Source organism: Yokenella regensburgei ATCC 49455 (assembly GCF_000735455.1).
Taxonomy (GTDB): domain Bacteria; phylum Pseudomonadota; class Gammaproteobacteria; order Enterobacterales; family Enterobacteriaceae; genus Yokenella; species Yokenella regensburgei.
This window is the reverse complement of record NZ_JMPS01000080.1, coordinates 1-19851: the sequence shown is the minus strand read 5'-3', so window position 1 is coordinate 19851 and position 19851 is coordinate 1. Positions and strand designations below refer to the sequence as shown.

General features: G+C 56.7%; 19 protein-coding genes and 1 other annotated feature. Of the genes, 8 read left to right on the top strand and 11 right to left on the bottom strand.

Annotation, left to right across the window (positions count from 1 at the left end):
* Positions 1–46: 46 nt before the first annotated feature.
* Both GYRE_RS20370 and pabB read right to left on the bottom strand, forming a co-directional pair.
* Entirely contained in the window at positions 47–625 is a 579-nt protein-coding gene (locus GYRE_RS20370) for a CoA pyrophosphatase (RefSeq protein WP_006819677.1), read from the bottom strand.
* A 2-nt stretch (positions 626–627) separates the two neighbouring features.
* Positions 628–1983, bottom strand: coding sequence for an aminodeoxychorismate synthase component 1 (pabB, locus tag GYRE_RS20365; protein ID WP_038257932.1), 1356 nt, complete (start codon positions 1981–1983; stop codon positions 628–630).
* 87 nt (positions 1984–2070) lie between these two features.
* Here pabB and GYRE_RS20360 point away from each other — a divergent pair, with 87 nt between their 5' ends.
* Positions 2071–2256: a YoaH family protein gene (locus GYRE_RS20360; RefSeq protein ID WP_006819679.1), complete on the top strand. Its 186-nt coding sequence runs from the start codon at positions 2071–2073 to the stop codon at positions 2254–2256.
* Here GYRE_RS20360 and GYRE_RS20355 read toward each other — a convergent pair whose 3' ends face one another.
* A complete protein-coding gene (locus GYRE_RS20355) occupies positions 2257–2601 on the bottom strand; it encodes a RidA family protein (protein WP_038257931.1) in 345 nt (114 codons plus the stop codon). It abuts the gene before it with no gap.
* A gap of 130 nt (positions 2602–2731) precedes the next feature.
* Between GYRE_RS20355 and yoaA the strand changes: the two genes are divergently transcribed.
* From yoaA to GYRE_RS20325, 6 genes are all read left to right on the top strand, one after another.
* Complete coding sequence (gene yoaA / locus GYRE_RS20350; protein ID WP_038257929.1) at positions 2732–4642, top strand: DNA repair helicase YoaA; 1911 nt, start codon at positions 2732–2734, stop codon at positions 4640–4642.
* Between the two features lie 68 nt (positions 4643–4710).
* Complete coding sequence (tsaB, locus tag GYRE_RS20345) at positions 4711–5406, top strand: tRNA (adenosine(37)-N6)-threonylcarbamoyltransferase complex dimerization subunit type 1 TsaB (RefSeq protein ID WP_038257926.1); 696 nt, start codon at positions 4711–4713, stop codon at positions 5404–5406.
* Between the two features lie 38 nt (positions 5407–5444).
* Positions 5445–6020 carry a Slp/YeaY family lipoprotein gene (locus tag GYRE_RS20340; RefSeq protein WP_006819683.1) on the top strand — a complete coding sequence of 192 codons (576 nt, stop codon included), beginning with the start codon at positions 5445–5447 and terminating at the stop codon, positions 6018–6020.
* Between the two features lie 205 nt (positions 6021–6225).
* Positions 6226–7911 carry a long-chain-fatty-acid--CoA ligase FadD gene (gene fadD, locus GYRE_RS20335; RefSeq protein WP_134437016.1) on the top strand — a complete coding sequence of 562 codons (1686 nt, stop codon included), beginning with the start codon at positions 6226–6228 and terminating at the stop codon, positions 7909–7911.
* An 82-nt stretch (positions 7912–7993) separates the two neighbouring features.
* Positions 7994–9109: a ribonuclease D gene (gene rnd / locus GYRE_RS20330; RefSeq protein ID WP_166791165.1), complete on the top strand. Its 1116-nt coding sequence runs from the start codon at positions 7994–7996 to the stop codon at positions 9107–9109.
* A 109-nt stretch (positions 9110–9218) separates the two neighbouring features.
* A complete protein-coding gene (locus GYRE_RS20325) occupies positions 9219–10241 on the top strand; it encodes a methyltransferase (RefSeq protein ID WP_038257918.1) in 1023 nt (340 codons plus the stop codon).
* A 75-nt stretch (positions 10242–10316) separates the two neighbouring features.
* Here GYRE_RS20325 and minE read toward each other — a convergent pair whose 3' ends face one another.
* From minE to GYRE_RS20285, 8 genes are all read right to left on the bottom strand, one after another.
* Positions 10317–10592 carry a cell division topological specificity factor MinE gene (minE, locus tag GYRE_RS20320; protein ID WP_006819685.1) on the bottom strand — a complete coding sequence of 92 codons (276 nt, stop codon included), beginning with the start codon at positions 10590–10592 and terminating at the stop codon, positions 10317–10319.
* A gap of 3 nt (positions 10593–10595) precedes the next feature.
* Positions 10596–11408, bottom strand: a complete 813-nt coding sequence (gene minD / locus GYRE_RS20315; RefSeq protein ID WP_006819686.1) for a septum site-determining protein MinD — start codon at positions 11406–11408, stop codon at positions 10596–10598.
* Between the two features lie 23 nt (positions 11409–11431).
* Complete coding sequence (gene minC, locus GYRE_RS20310) at positions 11432–12136, bottom strand: septum site-determining protein MinC (protein ID WP_006819687.1); 705 nt, start codon at positions 12134–12136, stop codon at positions 11432–11434.
* A gap of 411 nt (positions 12137–12547) precedes the next feature.
* Positions 12548–13354 carry a tryptophan synthase subunit alpha gene (trpA, locus tag GYRE_RS20305; protein ID WP_038257916.1) on the bottom strand — a complete coding sequence of 269 codons (807 nt, stop codon included), beginning with the start codon at positions 13352–13354 and terminating at the stop codon, positions 12548–12550.
* Positions 13354–14547, bottom strand: a complete 1194-nt coding sequence (gene trpB, locus GYRE_RS20300; RefSeq protein ID WP_006819689.1) for a tryptophan synthase subunit beta — start codon at positions 14545–14547, stop codon at positions 13354–13356. The genes trpA and trpB overlap by 1 nt, the downstream gene beginning before the upstream one ends.
* A gap of 9 nt (positions 14548–14556) precedes the next feature.
* On the bottom strand, positions 14557–15915 hold the full coding sequence (gene trpCF, locus GYRE_RS20295) for a bifunctional indole-3-glycerol-phosphate synthase TrpC/phosphoribosylanthranilate isomerase TrpF (protein WP_038257977.1): 1359 nt from the start codon (positions 15913–15915) through the stop codon (positions 14557–14559).
* Positions 15916–15918: 3 nt separating this feature from the next.
* Complete coding sequence (trpD, locus tag GYRE_RS20290; protein ID WP_038257913.1) at positions 15919–17514, bottom strand: bifunctional anthranilate synthase glutamate amidotransferase component TrpG/anthranilate phosphoribosyltransferase TrpD; 1596 nt, start codon at positions 17512–17514, stop codon at positions 15919–15921.
* The gene (locus tag GYRE_RS20285) at positions 17514–19076 is read right to left on the bottom strand and encodes an anthranilate synthase component 1 (RefSeq protein WP_038257910.1); all 1563 of its coding nucleotides are present in this window, start codon (positions 19074–19076) and stop codon (positions 17514–17516) included. The genes trpD and GYRE_RS20285 overlap by 1 nt, the downstream gene beginning before the upstream one ends.
* A gap of 33 nt (positions 19077–19109) precedes the next feature.
* Positions 19110–19205: a sequence feature (Trp leader region), on the bottom strand.
* 156 nt (positions 19206–19361) lie between these two features.
* On the opposite strand from GYRE_RS20285, the gene GYRE_RS20280 reads away from it, so the two are divergent.
* A partial coding sequence (locus GYRE_RS20280; protein WP_038257907.1) for a PHP domain-containing protein occupies positions 19362–19851 on the top strand: 490 nt, incomplete at its 3' end.

Sequence of the window (19851 nt, the reverse complement as noted above, 5' to 3'; positions counted from 1 at the left end):
CTAATGCCGCGGTGCCTGTCTTAACGTGGGTTACTACTAAGTATAGTCAGGGCTTTTCGCCAATTTGCAAGGCCAGCTCACGGATTATTCCGGCGGTCATTCCCCAGACAAAATAGTGCTGGTACCAGGAGAGCCAGACGCGGTGAGAATTACCGCGACGATGGATATCAAGAGGATGGTAGCGCCCAAGTCGTAGCGCCTCCGCCAGCGGCATTTCGAACACAGCGGAAACTTCATCAACGCTTGCATGATAGTGGAGGTTGGGCGGAATAATGCCAACGACCGGGGTGACCTGAAAGCCGGTGACGCTGTCGACAGGTGGCAGCACGCCGATGATTTCCACCGATTCTGGCGGGATAGCCACTTCTTCCTGCGCCTCGCGCAGCGCGGCGGCAATCAGCGAGGCATCGCTGCTGTCGACCGCCCCACCGGGGAAGGCGACCTGGCCCGCATGTTTGCGTAACAGCGGTGAACGCTGAGTGAGCAGCAATCCCGGCTGCGGACGACGCACCACCGGGATGAGTACCGCCGCCTGACGCTGATTTATCGTACTGAGCCGGGGCTGCGGACGCAGCAGTTGAAAACGAGAAATGAAATCATCCAGGCTCAGGTCAGGCAGTGACATACTCAGGGCTCCAGCTGTTGCAATATACGATTCACTTTATCAAAAGTTTCCTGATATTCAGCAGATTCAATGCTGTCGGCAACAATTCCACCGCCCGCGGAGCACCAGACATGGCCGTCAGCGAGCGTCAACGTGCGAATGGTGATGCTGGTGTCCATGTTGCCGCAAAAGCTGAGATAGCCAATACTGCCGCACCAGGCGTTGCGGCGATGCGGTTCCAGCTCATCGATGATTTCCATCGCCCGTACTTTTGGTGCGCCGGTGATTGAACCGCCGGGAAACGCGGCCCGCAGCAGGTCTGTTGCGTGAAGCTGCTTTGGCAGTTGCGCCGTCACGGTGCTGACCAGATGGTGTACGGCCGGGAACGGTTCAACGACAAACAGCTCAGGCACCTTCACACTGCCCGGAACGGCAACGCGGCCGATGTCGTTGCGCATCAGGTCGACAATCATCAGATTTTCAGCGCGATCTTTTGCTGAAGCAGCAAGCGTTGCCGCCTGCTGTCTGTCGGCCTCGGGGGAGGGCAGACGCGGCATCGTGCCTTTGATAGGGCGAGTCTGAATCGCGCCCTGTTCCAGCAGAATAAAGCGCTCAGGAGAAAGACTCGCAACCGCGCCATCTTCCAGACGTAGAAATGCGCTGAACGGGGCGCGGTTCTGACGGTTAAGACTGACAAATGCCTGCCACGCGTCGCCACGGCATTCGGCTTCAAAGCGCTGGGCGAGGTTCACCTGGTAGCAGTCACCGCTGTGCAGATATGCCTGTACCTGACGGAATTTCTCCCCGTAGCTCTCGCGGGTCATGTTTGAACGCCACGCCGAGGTGAGGGTGAAGGGCTCCGTCTGCGGCGCGACCTGAGATCCCAGCCAGCGCAGGCGTTCTGCCGGTTCGCCATAGCTCAGCAGCGAAACCTGTTTAAGCTTATGGTCGACAGTCAGCGCCCAGTCGTAAATCCCCACTGCCATATCAGGTAGCGTAATGTCCGCACTCGCGACAGAGGGCAACTGCTCGAAGCGACGACCGAGATCGTAGCCAAAAAGCCCGAGCGCTCCGCCCTGGAACGGCAGGTCAGGGTGAGCGTGGGGCTGAATACCGCAGTCATCAAGCGCCTGTTGCACGAGGGTGAGCGGGCAGGCGCTCGATTCAACACGTACACCGGCGATTTGCCGGGTGGTGGTTTCCCCCCGGGTGACGAGCGTTGTGAGCGGGTCAGCCACCAGGATATCAAAGCGGCTGTAGGGGTGATCGGCGTAACCGGAGTGCAGCAGCATTGCCCACGGCATGGCGCTCAGCGCAGAGAACCACGTTTCGGCGGCATCTTCTCGCCACGGCAGTGTCATAATAGAAGGGGACAACATCTTCCTCTTTTCAGAACGTCGCCGCCCACTGGCGTACGGCGGGGCGGCGTGAAATAATCAGCGCAAATAATGTAACAGGAGTCAGAAATGTTTGCAGGATTACCTTCACTGAGCCACGAGCAGCAGCAAAAAGCCGTCGAACGCATTCAGGAGCTGATGTCGCAGGGCATGAGCAGCGGGCAGGCCATCACTCAGGTGGCTGAAGAGCTACGCGCCACGCACACCGGTGAGCGGATTGTGGCGCGTTTTGAAGACGAAGAAGACGACGAGTAATTACGCGGCCGCGATAATCTTAATTTCGACCTTATATTGCGGCTTCATCAGCCCGGCCTGCACGGTGCAACGCACTGGCGCATGGCCTGCTACGACCCACGCATCCCAGGCTTTGTTCATTGCCGCGAAGTCGGCTTTATCGGCAAGGAAAATAGTGGCATCGAGGATGCGGGATTTGTTGCTGCCCTGTTTTTCCAGAATGGCGTCGATCTGCGCCAGGGTGTTGGCGGTTTGCTCAAAGGCGTCGGCATCCAGATTCTCCGGTACGCCGGTGTAGTAAATGGTCTGGTTATGAATCACAACATCAGACCAGCGTGCTTCGGCGTCGATACGGGTAATCGTCATTGTAGTTTCCTTAGTGATTTCCATTTTTATGCCGCAAGACTGCCATAATGTTCCGTGCGAGTCACCTCTTCAACTGGCGCAACCCCCTCCACCCTGACATAATCACTGTCCAAATAACCAGGGGGAAAGCGTGGCAGACGATTTTGCACTAGACGGTCAGTTAGCGAAAGCAATACCGGGATTCAAGCCGCGTGAACCGCAGCGTCTGATGGCAGTCGCGGTGATGAAGGCTATCAATGAAGCCCGCCCCCTGGTTGTTGAGGCCGGCACCGGCACCGGTAAAACCTATGCCTACCTGGCTCCCGCGCTGCGCGCGAATAAAAAGGTCATCATCTCCACCGGCTCGAAAGCGCTGCAGGATCAGCTCTACAGCCGCGATCTGCCCACCGTTGCCAAAGCACTCGAGTTCAAAGGGAAAACCGCGCTGTTGAAAGGGCGCTCAAACTACCTGTGCCTGGAGCGTCTGGAGCAGCAGGCGCTGGCGGGCGGTGATCTGCCGGTGCAAACCCTGAGCGACGTTATCCTCCTGCGTTCATGGTCGAATCAAACCATAGACGGCGATATCAGTACCTGCGTGAGCGTGGCGGAAGACTCACAGGCGTGGCCATTGGTCACCAGCACCAACGATAACTGTCTTGGCAGCGACTGCCCGCTGTATAAAGACTGCTTCGTGGTGAAAGCGCGAAAAAAAGCGATGGATGCTGACGTGGTGGTGGTGAACCACCATCTGTTCCTCGCCGATATGGTGGTGAAAGAGAGCGGCTTCGCGGAACTTATTCCGGAGGCCGAGGTGATGATCTTCGATGAAGCCCATCAGCTCCCGGACATCGCGAGCCAGTATTTTGGCCAGTCGCTTTCAAGCCGCCAGCTGTTGGATCTGGCAAAAGACATCACTATTGCTTATCGCACCGAGCTCAAAGATACCCAGCAGCTGCAAAAATGTGCCGATCGTCTGGCGCAGAGCGCGCAGGACTTCCGTCTGCAGCTTGGCGAGCCCGGCTATCGTGGCAACCTGCGCGAACTGCTGGCCGATAAAAACATCCAGCGCGCGCTGCTGTTGCTTGATGACGCACTGGAGCTTTGTTACGACGTGGCGAAGCTGTCGCTTGGCCGTTCCGCCTTGCTGGACGCCGCCTTCGAGCGTGCCACGACCTATCGTGCACGCCTCAAACGGCTGAAAGAGATTAACCAGCCGGGCTTTAGCTACTGGTATGAATGCACTTCGCGTCACTTTACCCTCGCGTTAACGCCGCTGACCGTGGCCGATAAATTCAAAGAAGTGATGGCGCAAAAGCCGGGAAGCTGGATTTTTACCTCCGCGACGCTGTCGGTAAACGACGATCTCCACCACTTCACCGAGCGGCTGGGCATTGAGCAGGCCGAATCCATGCTGTTGCCTAGCCCCTTCGATTACGAAAAGCAGGCGCTGCTGTGCGTACCGCGCAACTTGCCGCTACCCAACCAGCCCGGCGGCGCGCGTCTTCTGGCCGCCATGCTGAAACCGCTTATCGAGGCCAACGACGGGCGCTGTTTTATGCTTTGCACGTCGCACGCCATGATGCGAGATCTCGCCGAACAATTCCGCGCCACCATGACGCTACCGGTACTGTTGCAGGGGGAAACCAGCAAAGCCCAGCTGCTGCAACAGTTTGTCAGTGCCGGTAACGCCCTGCTGGTCGCGACCAGCAGCTTCTGGGAAGGGGTCGACGTGCGTGGCGACGCGCTGTCGCTGGTGATTATCGATAAACTGCCGTTTACCTCACCGGACGACCCGCTGCTGAAGGCGCGGATGGAAGACTGCCGTCTTCGCGGCGGCGATCCGTTCGACGAAGTCCAGCTACCGGATGCGGTTATCACCCTCAAACAGGGCGTGGGGCGTCTCATCCGTGACGTTGACGATCGCGGTGTGCTGGTTATCTGTGACAACCGTCTGGTGATGCGTCCCTATGGTGCGGTGTTCCTGGCGAGCCTGCCGCCCGCGCCGCGGACCCGCGACATTCGCCGCGCCGTTCGCTTCCTGGCGCTGTCATCAACGCGGTAATTTGTGACAGACTGTGTTAAGATCCGCGCCAATTTGTATTTCTGCTAATTGCAAGAGCGCGACAACCCATGCGAATTCTGGCTATTGATACCGCCACCGAGGCCTGCTCAGCAGCGCTCGAGAACGACGGTACCGTCTCTGCACGCTTCGAGCTGTGCCCCCGTGAACATACTCAACGCATTCTCCCCCTGGTTCAGGCACTGCTTGCCGAGAATGCCATTTCTTTGACCGAGCTCGACGCGCTGGCCTTTGGCCGCGGCCCGGGAAGCTTTACCGGCGTGCGTATTGGAATTGGTATTGCGCAAGGCCTGGCGCTGGGCGCTGAACTGCCGATGATCGGCGTCTCTACGCTTGCCACTATGGCGCAGGGCGCCTGGCGTATAACGGGCGCAACCCGCGTACTGGCCGCGATTGATGCCCGCATGGGCGAAGTCTACTGGGCGGAATACCAGCGCGATGAGCAGGGCGTCTGGCACGGCGAAGAGACCGAGGCCGTACTGAAGCCGGAAGCGGTGAACGCACGTTTGCAGCAGCTCGAAGGCCAATGGGCGACGGTCGGTACCGGCTGGCCGGCCTGGCCTGATATGGCGCAGGGCACCTCGCTTACGCTGACCGATGGTGAAGTGCTGCTGCCAGCCGCAGAAGACATGTTGCCTGCGGCTTGTCAGCTTTTCAGCACAGGAAACACCGTGGCGGTTGAAAACGCTGAACCAAAATATTTACGCAACGAAGTCGCGTGGAAGAAACTTCCTGGTCGTGAGTGAATCTTAGTAATAAGAACTGAGAAAACAGGAGCATCACCATGCAAGTCGTACGCGGTTTACTGGCCGGGATTATCGTTGCTGCACTCAGCGGCTGCGTCTCCATTCCGGATGCCATTAAAGGGAGTTCGCCCACCCCACAGCAGGATCTGGTGCGGGTAATGGCGGCACCGCAGCTGTACGTTGGTCAGGAGTCGCGCTTCGGCGGTAAGGTTGTCAACGTGCAGAATCAGCAGGGAGTCACTCGCCTTGAAATCGCGACCGTCCCCCTCGACAGCGGTGCGCGACCAACCCTGGGTGAACCGTCCCGCGGGCGAATTTACGCTGATATCAACGGCTTCCTCGATCCTGTCGATTTCCGTGGTCAACTGGTGACCGTGGTGGGGCCTATCAGCGGCACCGTTGAAGGCAAAATTGGCAGCACTCCGTATAAATTCCTTCTTATTAAAGCTACTGGCTACAAACGCTGGAATCTGACTCAGCAGGTGGTTCTGCCACCGCAGCCGATGGATCCGTGGGGCTTTGGCCCACATCCGTGGCGCTATGGTTACGGTTACGGCTACGGCGGCTGGTATAATCCCGGCCCTGCCGAAGTCCGGACTATCGTAACCGAATAACACGTTGTAAAATAAGGTGAAAGAGACAGCGGCCGGTCCGCTGTCTCTTTGTTGTTAAGGATATAATAAAAATAAATAGTGACGCGCTTCGCAACCTGCATTCTGAACAATTAATAAACTGGTACGCTGAGTTAATATATTGTTAACGCGTTGTTTGTTAATTGGGGTTGAGATGACGACGAATAATCATTTTAGAGGTGATGCATTGAAGAAGGTTTGGCTAAACCGCTATCCGGCCGATGTTCCGGCTGAGATAAATCCAGATCGCTATCAATCCCTGGTGGAACTGTTCGAAAAAGCAACCACTCGTTATGCGGATCAGCCTGCGTTCGTCAACATGGGCGAAGTGATGACATTCCGTAAGCTCGAAGAGCGCAGCCGTGCGTTCTCTGCTTACCTGCAGGAAGGTCTCGGGTTGCAGAAAGGCGATCGCGTGGCGCTGATGATGCCCAACCTGCTGCAGTATCCGGTAGCGCTGTTCGGGATCCTGCGTGCCGGGATGATCGTGGTTAACGTGAACCCGCTATACACCCCGCGCGAGCTGGAGCACCAGCTGAACGACAGCGGCGCGGCGGCTATCGTGATTGTTTCCAACTTTGCGCATACCCTGGAAAAGGTAGTGGCAAAGACGCAGGTTAAACACGTGATCCTGACCCGGATGGGCGATCAGCTCTCGACCGCCAAAGGCACGCTGGTTAACTTCGTGGTGAAATACGTCAAACGACTGGTGCCAAAATACAATCTGCCGGATGCTATTTCCTTCCGCCGGGCGCTGCACCAGGGTTACCGCATGCAGTACATCAAGCCGGAAGTGGGGCCGGAAGATCTGGCGTTCCTCCAGTACACCGGCGGTACCACGGGCGTTGCTAAAGGCGCGATGCTGACGCACCGCAACATGCTTGCTAACCTTGAGCAGGTTAACGGTACCTACGGGCCGCTGTTGCACGCAGGGAAAGAGCTGGTGGTGACGGCGCTGCCGCTGTATCACATTTTTGCCCTGACCATGAACTGCCTGCTGTTTATCGAACTGGGCGGGCAGAACCTGCTTATCACCAACCCGCGCGACATCCCGGGACTGGTGAAAGAGTTAGCCAAATATCCGTTTACCGCGATGACCGGGGTCAACACGCTGTTTAACGCACTGCTGAACAACAAAGAGTTCCAGCAGCTCGACTTCTCCACGCTGCATCTGGCCGCCGGTGGCGGAATGCCGGTGCAGAGCGCGGTGGCGGAGCGCTGGGTAAAACTGACCGGTGAGTATCTGCTGGAGGGCTACGGCCTGACCGAATGTGCGCCGCTGGTGAGCGTTAACCCGCATGATATCGACTACCATAGCGGCAGCATTGGTCTGCCGGTGCCGTCGACCGAAGTGAAGCTGGTGGATGACGACGACAACGAAGTGGCGCCAGGCGAACCGGGTGAGCTGTGTGTTAAAGGTCCGCAGGTGATGCTCGGCTACTGGCAGCGCCCGGATGCGACCGATGAAATCATCAAAAATGGCTGGCTGCACACCGGCGATATCGCGGTGATGGATGACGAAGGCTTCCTGAAGATTGTTGACCGTAAGAAAGACATGATTCTGGTTTCCGGTTTCAACGTCTACCCGAACGAAATTGAAGACGTGGTGATGCAGCACCCTGGCGTACAGGAAGTGGCGGCCGTCGGTGTTCCGGCGGGCTCCAGCGGTGAAACGGTGAAAATCTTCGTGGTCAAAAAAGACCCGTCGCTGACCGAAGAGGCGCTGGTTGCTTTCTGCCGTCGTCAGCTTACCGGTTACAAAGTGCCGAAGCTGGTGGAGTTTCGTAGCGAACTGCCGAAGTCGAACGTCGGAAAGATTTTGCGACGAGAATTACGTGACGAAGCGCGTGGCAAAGTGGACAATAAAGCCTGAGCTACGTGACAGTCGCCCAGACGCCGGCCAAGCCGGCGTTTTTTTTGGCGCAACCTACAGAGAATACGATTTGAACTATCAGATGATCACCACCAATGATGCGCTGCAAGGCCTGTGTGAAGCAGCCCGCAACGCATCAGCCATTGCCCTCGATACTGAGTTTGTCCGCACCCGCACCTACTACCCGCAGCTGGGTCTCATCCAGATGTTCGACGGCGAAACCGTCGCGCTGATCGACCCGTTGACCATCACCGAATGGGCGCCGATGCGAGAGCTGTTATTAGACGAAAACGTAACAAAGTATCTCCATGCCGGTAGTGAAGATCTGGAAGTATTCCTGAACACCTTCGGCCTGCTGCCGAAACCGCTGATTGATACGCAAATTCTGGCGGCGTTCTGCGGCCGACCAATGTCGTGGGGATTTGCCGCGATGGTTGAGGAGTATACCGGCCTCGTGCTTGATAAGAGCGAATCCCGTACCGACTGGCTGGCGCGCCCGCTGACCGAGCGTCAGTGCGACTATGCCGCCGCCGACGTCTGGTATCTGCTGCCTATCGCCAAAAAGCTGATGGACGAAACGGCGACGGCAGGGTGGTTACCGGCGGCGCTCGACGAATGCCAGCTGATGATGCAGCGCCGTCAGGAAGTGCTGGATCCGGCTGAGGCCTGGCGGGATATCGGCAATGCCTGGCAGCTGCGCACCCGCCAGCTCGGATGCCTGAAGCTGCTGGCCGACTGGCGCCTGCGTAAAGCCCGCGATCGTGATATGGCGGTGAATTTTGTGGTGCGTGAAGAGCACCTGTGGGCCGTTGCGCGCTATATGCCGGGCTCGATGGGTGAACTCGATAGCCTTGGGCTATCCGGCAGCGAGATCCGCTTCCACGGTAAAACGCTGCTGAGCCTCGTTGAAAAAGCACAGGCCCTGCCGGAAGAGGCATTACCGGAACCGCTGAAGAACCTGATCGATATGCCGGGCTATCGCAAAGTCTTCAAAGAGATTAAGGCGTTAGTGCAGGAAGTGAGTGCCGAAAAGGGTGTCAGCGCCGAAATGCTTGCGTCACGTCGCCAGATTAACCAGTTGCTGAACTGGCACTGGCAGCTGAAAATACAAAGCAGCCTGCCAGAAATGATCTCAGGCTGGCGTGGAGAATTGATGGCCGATCGCCTGAAAACCCTGCTTGCGACTTATCCAGAGTAAAATGATGACCTCCGCCGGGTATTTATTGCCCGGCATATTTTCTCCTCAGTAGGCATTTTTGACAACATCCTCTACGCTTCAAAGCGTATCCATTCAGAAGGGTGTTTCAATGACCAGACTCGTGTCCCGGCCAGCGCACAGTAGCGCGAGCATTGTCGATATGACGATGAATCTGTATACCTATCCCGTTGTGCTTATTGCCCACCATCTGAAGTTTTTTGAATATATTGCCCTAAAGCCGCGAAGTATTAATGATATATGCGGAAGGATGGCGCTGCATTCCCGGCCGGTTGAAGCTATTATGGCCACGCTACGGGCGCTAAATCTGGTGCATCTGGAAGGAGAAAGCTATACGCTGACGGCACAAACCGAGGAATATTTATTACCTGAAAGTCCGCACTATTTTGGTTATTTTTGGGATCTGATGTACGAGAACAGCGATAATTTCTCGGTTAAACACCTTGAACAGGCAATCAGTAAAAATCACGCCCAGGTTTACGATGAAGTTGATATTTTCGAGGCACATGTTGAACGTGCGGAAATGGCACGCACTTTCACCCATGCGATGCACAGCCTGAGCATGGGGACGGCCAGCGTATGGGCGACACAATCTTTTCTGGAGCAGCATCGCGAGGTACTCGATATTGGCGGTGGTTCAGGTGCTCATGCGATTAGCGTTGCCGCCAACTGGCCACAAATAAAAAGTACGATATTTGACCTGGCTGAGATTTGTCCTCTTACCGAAGAATATATCCAACAATATCAGCTCAGCGGGCGGGTTAATACTTATGCAGGGGACATGTGGAAAGATAATTACCCACCCGCCGACCTGCACATCTATTCCAATATTTTTCACGACTGGACGGATGAAAAGAACCGCTTTTTGGCAGAGAAAAGTTTTACTGCGCTACCGTCAGGTGGAAGAATTGTTATTCATGAGGTGCTGTACCACGATGAAACGCCAGGCCCACTCGCGGCTGCCGCGTTAAGTTTAGTGATGCTGGGCTGGACGGAAGGGCGACAATATTCGGGGCAGCAAATTAGCGAGATATTAACGCAGGCTGGATTCGGGAATATTGAGATTATGCCCTCTAATGGGCATTACAGTATCGTCGTCGGGCAGAAAATATAGACCGGAACCAGGTGTTCGGAAATGCAAAGGACCTGACTCAGTATTACACTGAGTCAGGTTCAGAAGGGATATCGGTCAGATGATGGAGCGCGACTCTTCAGCTTCTGGCAGCGTCACGTTGAGCTCCAGAATCGAGATATCGCCATCCTTCTGCTCCAGCTGTACGGTGACCATTTCCGGGTCAATCTGCACGTATTTGCAAATCACTTCCAGAATGTCCTTCCTCAGCTGAGGCAGATATTGCGGTTCTGCATCGCTACGGCGGCGCTCAGCAACGATAATTTGCAGGCGTTCTTTCGCGATGTTCGCGGTATTTTTTTTCCGCGAGAGGAAAAAATCCAGTAATGCCATAACTTATCCTCCGAACAGGCGTTTGAGGAAACCTTTCTTCTCTTCTTCCACGAAGCGGAAAGGACGTTCTTCTCCCAGCAGACGATCCACTGCGTCGTCGTAGGCTTTGCCTGCGTCCGAAGCGGTATCCAGAATGACAGGCTCACCCTGGTTGGAAGCACGCAGCACAGACTGGTCTTCCGGAATCACACCGACTAATTTGATGCGCAGAATTTCCAGCACATCTTCCATGCTCAACATGTCGCCTTTGTTCACGCGGCCCGGGTTGTAGCGCGTCAGCAGCAGATGTTCCTTGATAGGCTCCTGGCCGTTTTCAGCACGACGAGATTTGGAGGCCAGAATACCGAGGATGCGGTCGGAGTCACGCACGGAAGAGACTTCCGGGTTGGTGGTGATGATCGCTTCATCCGCGAAGTAGAGCGCCATCAGCGCGCCGGTTTCGATCCCCGCCGGGGAGTCACAGACGACGAAGTCGAAATCCATCTTTTGCAGTTCATCCAGCACTTTTTCCACGCCTTCACGGGTGAGGGCGTCTTTATCGCGGGTCTGCGAGGCTGGCAGGATGAACAGATTCTCAGTGCGCTTGTCCTTGATCAGCGCCTGGTTCAGGGTAGCGTCGCCCTGGATAACGTTAACGAAATCGTAAACCACACGGCGTTCGCAACCCATGATCAGATCAAGGTTACGCAGGCCGATGTCGAAGTCGATAACGACAGTTTTCTTTCCCTTCTGGGCCAAACCAGTAGCGATGGCCGCGCTGGAGGTGGTCTTGCCAACGCCTCCTTTACCCGAAGTCACAACAATAATGCGTGCCATAGAAATTCCTTGTTAAAAAGGGATCAGTTCAACGATTGAACGGTCAAAGCGCTGTCTGCGAGCTGCAGGCGTGCCGCTTTGCCATAATATTCAGCTGGGATCTTGTCGCTCAGCCAATAGACTCCTGCAATGGAAACCAGTTCCGCTGCAAGGCTGGTGCAAAAAATTTGCGCTTCTTTATCGCCGGCTGCTCCCGCCAGTGCGCGTCCCCGCATCGTGCCATACACATGGATATTGCCATCCGCAATCAGTTCTGCGCCAGCACTCACATGGTTTGTAACAATCAGATCACAGTGTGGTGCATAAATGCGCTGACCGGAACGAACCGGCGTATCAATCAATCGCGTTTTTGTGACGGGGTTAACAACTGGCGCGGGGGCTGGCGAAATTTTCGCCGCTGGAGCAGCGCGGGCAACTTTTTCTTTCCCTTCAGTTAGTAAGGGAATGCCTGCGCGATCAATCTCGGCTTTCAGTTCGGCATCTTTGCAGCCGCTGACGCCCATAATACGTAGACCAGTGCTGTCGATGGCGTCCTGCATCTGCAGCCAGTTTACCTTGCCGTCGATGGTACTGATGTTAACCACCACCGGCGCATGGCGCAGAAAAGCAGGGGCCTGGGCGATTTTGTCTTCTAACGCCTGACGAATAACCTCGGGTTTTGCTTCGTGCAAATGAACCACTGATAAGGTAAAGCTACTGCCTTTTAGTTCGATGGGCGTATTTGACATCCTGGCCTTACTCAATTTTCACTTTATCAGCCGCCGATGTGCGGTGATATTCCGAAGACTATCGAGCATGTTATATTCACTCATATATAGAGGCAAGTGACCACCCGGCTAATTCAGAGTAATTATCGCTATTTTTATCCCTTCGGACAGAATCATTCATTGTTTAGCGTGCTTTGTGAGTTCAGGGCAAAAAAAAAGCCCGCACAGAGTGCGGGCAAATAATACTGGAAGCAATGTGAGCAATGTCGTACCGAATACCTGAGTGATTCGCTCAACTATTCGGTAATGAGAAAGATAATAGTTCTCATCTAAGATATCAACCCCAATGTTTATGTGAAAACGGATTTTTTTCTCAACGAGGCTAAAACGAGGGGGGGAAACCGTCCGGCAGGATACCGGACGGTAGGGAGCTTATGCTTTCGTGGCGGCTTTCATGTTCTGCACAAAGGTCTTCAGCTCACTCAGCATGAGCGCGTGGTTATCGACGTGCTTCTCGATGATTTTGACGATTGCCGAACCGGAAATCGCCCCCGCTGCGCCAGCGCTGAGGGCACCGGCTACCTGATCGGGTGCTGAGATACCGAAGCCCTGCAGCGGCGGAGCGGCATGGTATTCGGTGAGCTTCTCGACCAGATGATGCAGCGGTAACGCCGCGCGGTTTTCTGCTCCGGTAACGCCCGCTCGGGAGAGCAGGTAAGTATAACCGCGGCCATAAGAGGCAATCTGGCGCAGCAGGTCGTCGTCGGCGTTCGGTGGGCAGATGAAGATAGGTGCAACGTTGTGGCGCATTGCCGCTTGGCGAAACTCCGCCGACTCCTCAACCGGCACGTCGGCAACCAGTACCGAATCCACACCCACACGAGCGCATTCGGCATAGAACGCGTCAATGCCGCGGTTAAACACCAGGTTGGCATACATCAGCAGGCCAATCGGAATGGTCGGGTGTTTCTGACGAATGGCGGCCAGGATTTCAAAACACTGGGTCGGCGTGACGCCAGAAGCAAATGCGCGCAGGGTGGCGTTCTGAATCGTCGGGCCATCCGCCAGCGGATCAGAAAACGGGATCCCGAGCTCCAGCGCATCTGCGCCAGCTTCAATTAGCGTGTCGATAATTTTCAGCGACTGCTCCGGTGTTGGGTCACCCAGCGTCACGAAGGGAACAAAGGCGCCTTCCTTGCGGGCTTTCAGTTGTGCAAACAGATTATCGTAGCGTTCCATCAGATTTCCCCTCGCGCTTTCAGAATGTCATGAACGGTGAAAATGTCTTTGTCACCGCGGCCGGACAGGTTGACGACCAGCAACTGCTCTTTCTCCGGGTTTTCACGCATCATTTTCAGCGCGTGTGCCAGGGCGTGAGACGATTCCAGTGCCGGAATAATCCCTTCGTGGCGGCTCAGCGCTTTGAATGCTTCCAGCGCTTCATCGTCGGTAATGGAGACATAATCGGCGCGACCAATGCTGTTGAGGTACGCATGCTGCGGCCCGACCGACGGGAAATCAAGACCCGCAGAGATAGAGTAGGACTCTTCAATCTGCCCTTCGTCGGTCTGCATCATCGGCGATTTCATGCCGAAGTAAATCCCTGTGCGACCATGCTTGAGCGGTGCCCCGTGCTCGCCGGTTTCAATCCCGTGACCTGCCGGCTCAACGCCGATAAGCCCAACGGAGGTATCATCGATAAAATCGGCGAACATCCCGATGGCGTTAGAACCACCGCCGACGCAGGCGATAACCGCGTCCGGCAGGCGACCCTCTTTTTCGCGGATCTGTACTTTTGTTTCTTCACCTATCATGCGCTGGAACTCACGCACGATGGTCGGGAACGGATGCGGGCCCGCCGCGGTACCGAGCATGTAGTGCGCCGTTTCGTAGCTGCCAGACCAGTCGCGCAGCGCCTCATTGCAGGCATCTTTTAGGGTGGCGGATCCGCTGTGCACCGGGATAACTTCGGCACCCATCAGGCGCATACGGAACACGTTCGGCGACTGACGTTCAACGTCTTTGGCACCCATATAGATGCGGCACTTGAGGCCGAGCAGGGCGCTTGCCAGGGCAGAGGCCACCCCGTGCTGACCCGCGCCGGTCTCGGCGATGATCTCGGTTTTCCCCATGCGTTTGGCGAGCAGCGCCTGGCCAAGCACCTGGTTGGTTTTGTGCGCGCCGCCGTGCAGCAGGTCTTCACGCTTGAGATACAGCGTCGTGCGGGTACCTTCGGTCAGGTTACGGCATTTGGTCAGCGCCGTCGGACGACCGGCATAGTTTTTCAGAAGAGAGGTAAATTCGGCCTGAAACGCCGGATCCTTCTGTGCGCTGACGAACGCCTCTTCGAGCTGGCGCAGGGCTGGCATCAGGATCTGCGGCACGTACATGCCGCCAAACTCGCCGAAATACGGGTTAAGTAATGTGCTCATTATTGCTCCTTAATATGCGCGCAGCGTCTGAAAAACCGAGGCCATCAAGCTTTTTGATTTAATACCTGGTTGCGACTCTACACCTGAATTGAAATCAAGTCCGGCAGCACCGCTTTTAGCGGCTTCTACACAGTTATCGGGGCTAAGACCGCCCGCCAGCATCACGTTGCTGAGGTCGGCGCCGTTCAGTAATGACCAGTCAAAGCGCTGCCCGCTGCCGCCCTGGCCGTTGTCGAACAGATAGCGATCGACGTGGTTCAGATTGCGGGCCGGAAGCTCGTGATTAACGCTGAGCGCTTTCCAGATTTGAATCTGTTCCGGCAGAGCATCACGCAGGGTATCAATATAATCCTGCGATTCGCTGCCGTGCAGTTGAACCGCGGTCAGCTGCAGCGAGCTTGCAAGCTCAACCAAATCTTCAATGGGCGCATCGCGGAATACGCCAACGTAGCTGAGCGGCGCCGCCTGGATAATTTCACGCGCCTTTGTCGCATTCACCGCGCGCGGTGAGCTGGCAACGAAAATCAGTCCGCCATAGATGGCACCGGCTTCCTGGGCGGCCTGGGCGTCCTGTGGGCGGGTAAGGCCACAGACTTTATTGTCGCCGAGCAGCACCCGGCGCACCGCGGCGTGGAGGTCGTCGTGCGACATCAGTGCAGAACCAATCAGGAAGCCGTTCGCATAGTGGCTCAGCTCACGCACCTGGGCATAGGTGTTGATACCGGACTCGCTAATCACCGTTACCCCATGACCCAGACGCGGCGCCAGCTGGCGAGTACGGTCGAGATCGATGGAGAGATCGCGCAGGTCGCGGTTATTGATGCCGACGACTTTTGCTCCCAGCGCGATGGCGCGTTCCAGCTCCTCTTCATTACTGACTTCCGTCAGCACGCCCATACTGAGGCTGTGCGCGACGGTAGCCAGCTGGCGATACTGTTCATCGTCGAGCACCGACAGCATCAGCAGGCAGGCATCGGCCTGGTAGAAACGCGCCAGATAAATCTGGTAAGGATCGATGATAAAGTCCTTACACAGCACCGGCTGCGGGGCAACACGGCTGACGATTGGCAGAAAATCGAAGCTGCCCTGGAAATATTTCTCATCGGTCAGCACGGAAATTGCCGAAGCGTGGTGCTTGTAGATGCTGGCAATAAAAGCCGGGTCGAAATCGTCCCGAATCACCCCTTTAGACGGCGAGGCCTTTTTACATTCAAGAATGAAGGCTGTGCGGGCACCCTGCAGTGCATCGTAAAAGTGGCGCTGGCTTGGTACCACGTCGTTCTGAAAACTGGCCAGTGGCTGCTGTTTCTTTCGTGCCGCTACCCAGATGGCTTTGTCGGCGACGATTTTCGCTAAAACGGTCTGCATCATTTACCCTCTTGCCGCAAGTGCGGTCACTCTGTCATAGGCTGCACCGCTGCGCAGCACGTCGAGCACGGTCTGGACGTTGGCTTTTAAGTCTTCATGGCCATGTAAACGTAGCAGCATCGCGACGTTGACGGCCACCGCGGCCTCGTGGGCAGCGTCACCTTTACCTTGTAATAAGCGGGTGAGAATGTCACGGTTTTCTTCCGGTGTGCCGCCCGCCAGCTGCTCCTGGCGATAGGGCGTCAGACCAAAGTCATCGGCGGTCAGCTGATAGCTGCTGATCTCCCCCTGATTCAGCTCGGCTACCACGGTTGGCGCGTGGAGAGAAACCTCATCCATTCCTCCACTGTGCACGACCGCAGCCCGCTGATAACCCAGTACGCGCAGGGTTTCCGCAATCGGCAGCACCAGCTCCGGGCTGTACACGCCGATCAGCGCCAGCGGCGGGTGCGCCGGGTTGATCAACGGCCCCAGCACGTTGAACAGGGTGCGGGTTTTGAGCTGTTGGCGCACCGGCATGGCGTGGCGGAAGCCGGTGTGGTACTTCGGGGCGAACAGGAAGCAGACCCCCAGCTCGTCGAGCGCATCACGGGACTTCTCGGCGTTCATATCCAGATTAATGCCGAAGGCGGCCAGCAGATCGGATGAACCAGATTTGCTGGAGACGCTGCGGTTACCGTGCTTTGCCACCTTCAGGCCACAGGCTGCTGCCACAAACGCGCTGGCGGTGGAGATGTTAATGCTGTTGCTACCGTCACCGCCGGTGCCGACGATATCGGCAAAAAGGTAATCCGGACGCGGGAACGGGGCGGCGTTTTCTAAAAGCGCGGTGGCGGCACCGGCAATTTCGTTCGGGTGTTCACCGCGCACTTTCATACTCACCAGCGCCGCCGCCAGCTGTTCAGGCTTCACTTCACCCCGCACCACGGCGGAGAACAGTTGATGGCTCTCCTGCTGGCTCAGGGTCTGCGCCTGATACAGTTTTTCGAGGATCGGCTGGATGGTGTTAGCAGGTTCAAGTTTCTGCAGCGCCCAGGCCAGGGTCTGCTCCAGCAGGCGCGCTCCCTGGCTTGTCAGGATAGACTCCGGATGGAACTGGAAGCCGCACACGCGGTCGGCGTCGTGACGCACGGCCATCACCATGCCGTTGAAATGGGCATTAATAGTGAGGCCCGCCGGAATGTTACTGCCAACCAGCGAATGATAGCGTGCCACCGGCAGCGGGTTTGCCAGCCCGGCAAACATCGCCTGGCCGTCGTGTTCAATGCTGGAGGCTTTGCCATGCAGGATCTCTCCGGCCTGACCCACATAGCCGCCGTAGGCTTCGACAATGGCCTGATGACCGAGACAGATACCGATGATGGGCAGCTTGCCGCGCATACGGGTCAACAGCTCTGGCATACAGCCCGCCTCGGACGGTGCGCCCGGGCCAGGTGAGAGCATCAGCACCGGGTTATCCATTGTCGCCAGTCGGTCGATCAAGGTCTGTGCCGGAACGTGGTTACGGTAAATCACCACATGGTGGCCGCTTGCGCGCAGCTGATCTGCCAGGTTGTAAGTAAAGGAATCAATATTATCGAGCAGCAGGATATCAGCCATCAGAACATCTCCTCGGCACGGTGGGCCTGAGCAATGGCGCGCAGCACCGCGCGCGCTTTATTACGCGTTTCATCGGCTTCCGCCTGCGGAATGGAATCCAGCACGACCCCGGCACCGGCCTGCACGGTGGCGATCCCGTTTTCGACATACGCCGAACGGATAACAATGCAGGTATCGAGATCGCCATGGGCAGTGAAATAACCCACTGCACCGCCGTAGCTGCCGCGACGTTTGCCTTCGGCCCCGGCAATTAACTGCATCGCGCGAACTTTTGGCGCGCCGCTGAGGGTGCCCATGTTCATGCAGGCGCGGTAAGCGTGCAGCACGTCGAGGTCTTTACGCAGCTCGCCCACCACCCGGGAAACGAGGTGCATAACGAAGGAGTAGCGGTCCACTTTGGTTAAGTCGGCCACGTAGCGGCTACCCGGTGTGCAGATCCGCGCCAGATCGTTACGCGCCAGGTCAACCAGCATCAGATGCTCGGAGAGCTCTTTATGGTCGGTACGCATTTCCAGTTCAATGCGGCTGTCGAGATCGCGGTCCAGCGAGCCGTCGGCGCGGCGACCGCGTGGGCGGGTACCGGCAATCGGGTAGATCTCAATCTGGCGTGAGGTGGCGTCGTATTTGAGAGAACTTTCCGGCGACGCACCAAACAGGGTGAAATCGTTGTCCTGCATGAAGAACATATACGGGCTGGGGTTGCTCTTTTTCAGTACGTCGTAAGCGGCCAGCGGCGACGGGCAGGGCAGCGAGAAGCGGCGCGAAGGCACCACCTGGAAAATCTCCCCGGCACGGATCGCTTTCTGCATTTTGCGCACCACGGCGCCATACTGGTCGTCGCTCTGGTCAACTTCGCAACGCATCTGCGGGATCTCTTTGACCGGCAGCGCGGCAGGGGGTTCGTTCAACTGCTGACGCAGCTGGGCGATACGCTGGATTAAGCGCTGCTTTTCTCCGGCTGCGGGCGTAAACAGGCTCGCCTGAATGCGGGTACTTTTGCTCTGGTGATCGATAACCAGCAGGGTTTCGGCGAGATAGAAACAGTAGTCCGGACAGGCGCTGTCGCTCTCAAGCTGCGGCAAGTCTTCAAAACCTGCGACCAGGTCATAAGCAAACAAACCACCGAAGAACATGGCTTCGCGCTCTTCTTCCGGCACGGTGACCAGCTGTTGCAGCAGGCGGAAGGTGTCAAACACCGACGGCGAGCACAGGCGAGCGTCTTCATCAAGCAGAGCGCTGACCGGCGGGAAGCGCAGTACGCGGGACATCGGCTGGCGCTGGTTATCGACGCCGGCGGGTAAGGCCGCGTCAAGCAGAGCGAGCAGCGAGGCACCGTTTTCCGAGAGCGCCTGCAGGGTGACAGTATCGCTAAGCGCGATAATACGCAGGGCGCTGTCGACCAGCAGCAGGCTCTTTAAATCATCTTTGCTGTCGATGTCAGCCGATTCCAGCAGCAGGGTGGCTGGACGTGCACCGCAAAGCTGGTGGAACAGTGCGGTTGGGTTTTCCCGGTAAATCGCATTATCGGTCAGAAGTTCGAGTGCAGGTTTTGTGGTTTGCATTATCTTTCTCGCCTGTTCTGGAATATGGTGTTCAAAAAAAAGCCCGCCGAAGGGGCGGGCCAGGTATCTGTATGCTGAGCGCAGACGCGATCACACGGCCCGTAAACAGGAAGTGCGCCACCAGTTGTGCAGAGTGCGGAAGTGCGTTTTCATTTCAGATACCTCATTGTGAACTTGCGTACTAGTTAACTAGTCCAGCGAGATAAAGTCAACCTCTGATTTCAGAAAATCCGCCTGAACCGTTATGATGTCGCACTGACCCCCACAGTTGTAACGGGAGCCACCTTGAGTGACAACCAATTTGCAGTGATTTATGACCTGCACAGCCATACCACTGCTTCCGACGGGCGACTGACCCCGGAAGCGCTCGTTCACCGTGCCCACGAAATGCGTGTTGGCACGCTGGCGATAACCGATCACGACAGCGTGGCAGCCATTCCAGCCGCCCGAGCAGAGATTGCCCGTGCCGGACTACCGCTGCGGCTTGTGACCGGCACCGAGATCTCCACCCTTTGGGAAAATCATGAGATCCACATCGTCGGTCTGAACATCGATATTGAACATCCGGCGCTGACGAAACTGCTCGAAGAGCAGCTTGAGCGCCGCCAGACCCGGGCGCAGCTTATCGCCGAGCGGCTTGAGAAAGCGCAAATCAGCGGTGCCTGGGAAGGGGCGCTAAAACTTGCCGACGGCGGCGTCGTAACCCGCGGGCATTTTGCCCGTTTCCTGGTCGAAGCCGGGAAGGCCAACAATATGGCCGACGTCTTTAAAAAGT

Excerpts from the sequence above, each read along its gene's own strand:
- GYRE_RS20370 (WP_006819677.1), bottom strand. The coding sequence starts at position 625 with ATGTCACTGCCTGACCTGAGCCTGGATGATTTCATTTCTCGTTTTCAA.
- pabB (WP_038257932.1), bottom strand. The coding sequence starts at position 1,983 with ATGTTGTCCCCTTCTATTATGACACTGCCGTGGCGAGAAGATGCCGCC.
- GYRE_RS20360 (WP_006819679.1), top strand. The coding sequence starts at position 2,071 with ATGTTTGCAGGATTACCTTCACTGAGCCACGAGCAGCAGCAAAAAGCC.
- GYRE_RS20355 (WP_038257931.1), bottom strand. The coding sequence starts at position 2,601 with ATGACGATTACCCGTATCGACGCCGAAGCACGCTGGTCTGATGTTGTG.
- tsaB (WP_038257926.1), top strand. The coding sequence starts at position 4,711 with ATGCGAATTCTGGCTATTGATACCGCCACCGAGGCCTGCTCAGCAGCG.
- GYRE_RS20340 (WP_006819683.1), top strand. The coding sequence starts at position 5,445 with ATGCAAGTCGTACGCGGTTTACTGGCCGGGATTATCGTTGCTGCACTC.
- rnd (WP_166791165.1), top strand. The coding sequence starts at position 7,994 with ATGATCACCACCAATGATGCGCTGCAAGGCCTGTGTGAAGCAGCCCGC.
- GYRE_RS20325 (WP_038257918.1), top strand. The coding sequence starts at position 9,219 with ATGACCAGACTCGTGTCCCGGCCAGCGCACAGTAGCGCGAGCATTGTC.
- minE (WP_006819685.1), bottom strand. The coding sequence starts at position 10,592 with ATGGCATTACTGGATTTTTTCCTCTCGCGGAAAAAAAATACCGCGAAC.
- minD (WP_006819686.1), bottom strand. The coding sequence starts at position 11,408 with ATGGCACGCATTATTGTTGTGACTTCGGGTAAAGGAGGCGTTGGCAAG.
- minC (WP_006819687.1), bottom strand. The coding sequence starts at position 12,136 with ATGTCAAATACGCCCATCGAACTAAAAGGCAGTAGCTTTACCTTATCA.
- trpA (WP_038257916.1), bottom strand. The coding sequence starts at position 13,354 with ATGGAACGCTACGATAATCTGTTTGCACAACTGAAAGCCCGCAAGGAA.
- trpB (WP_006819689.1), bottom strand. The coding sequence starts at position 14,547 with ATGAGCACATTACTTAACCCGTATTTCGGCGAGTTTGGCGGCATGTAC.
- trpCF (WP_038257977.1), bottom strand. The coding sequence starts at position 15,915 with ATGCAGACCGTTTTAGCGAAAATCGTCGCCGACAAAGCCATCTGGGTA.
- trpD (WP_038257913.1), bottom strand. The coding sequence starts at position 17,514 with ATGGCTGATATCCTGCTGCTCGATAATATTGATTCCTTTACTTACAAC.
- GYRE_RS20285 (WP_038257910.1), bottom strand. The coding sequence starts at position 19,076 with ATGCAAACCACAAAACCTGCACTCGAACTTCTGACCGATAATGCGATT.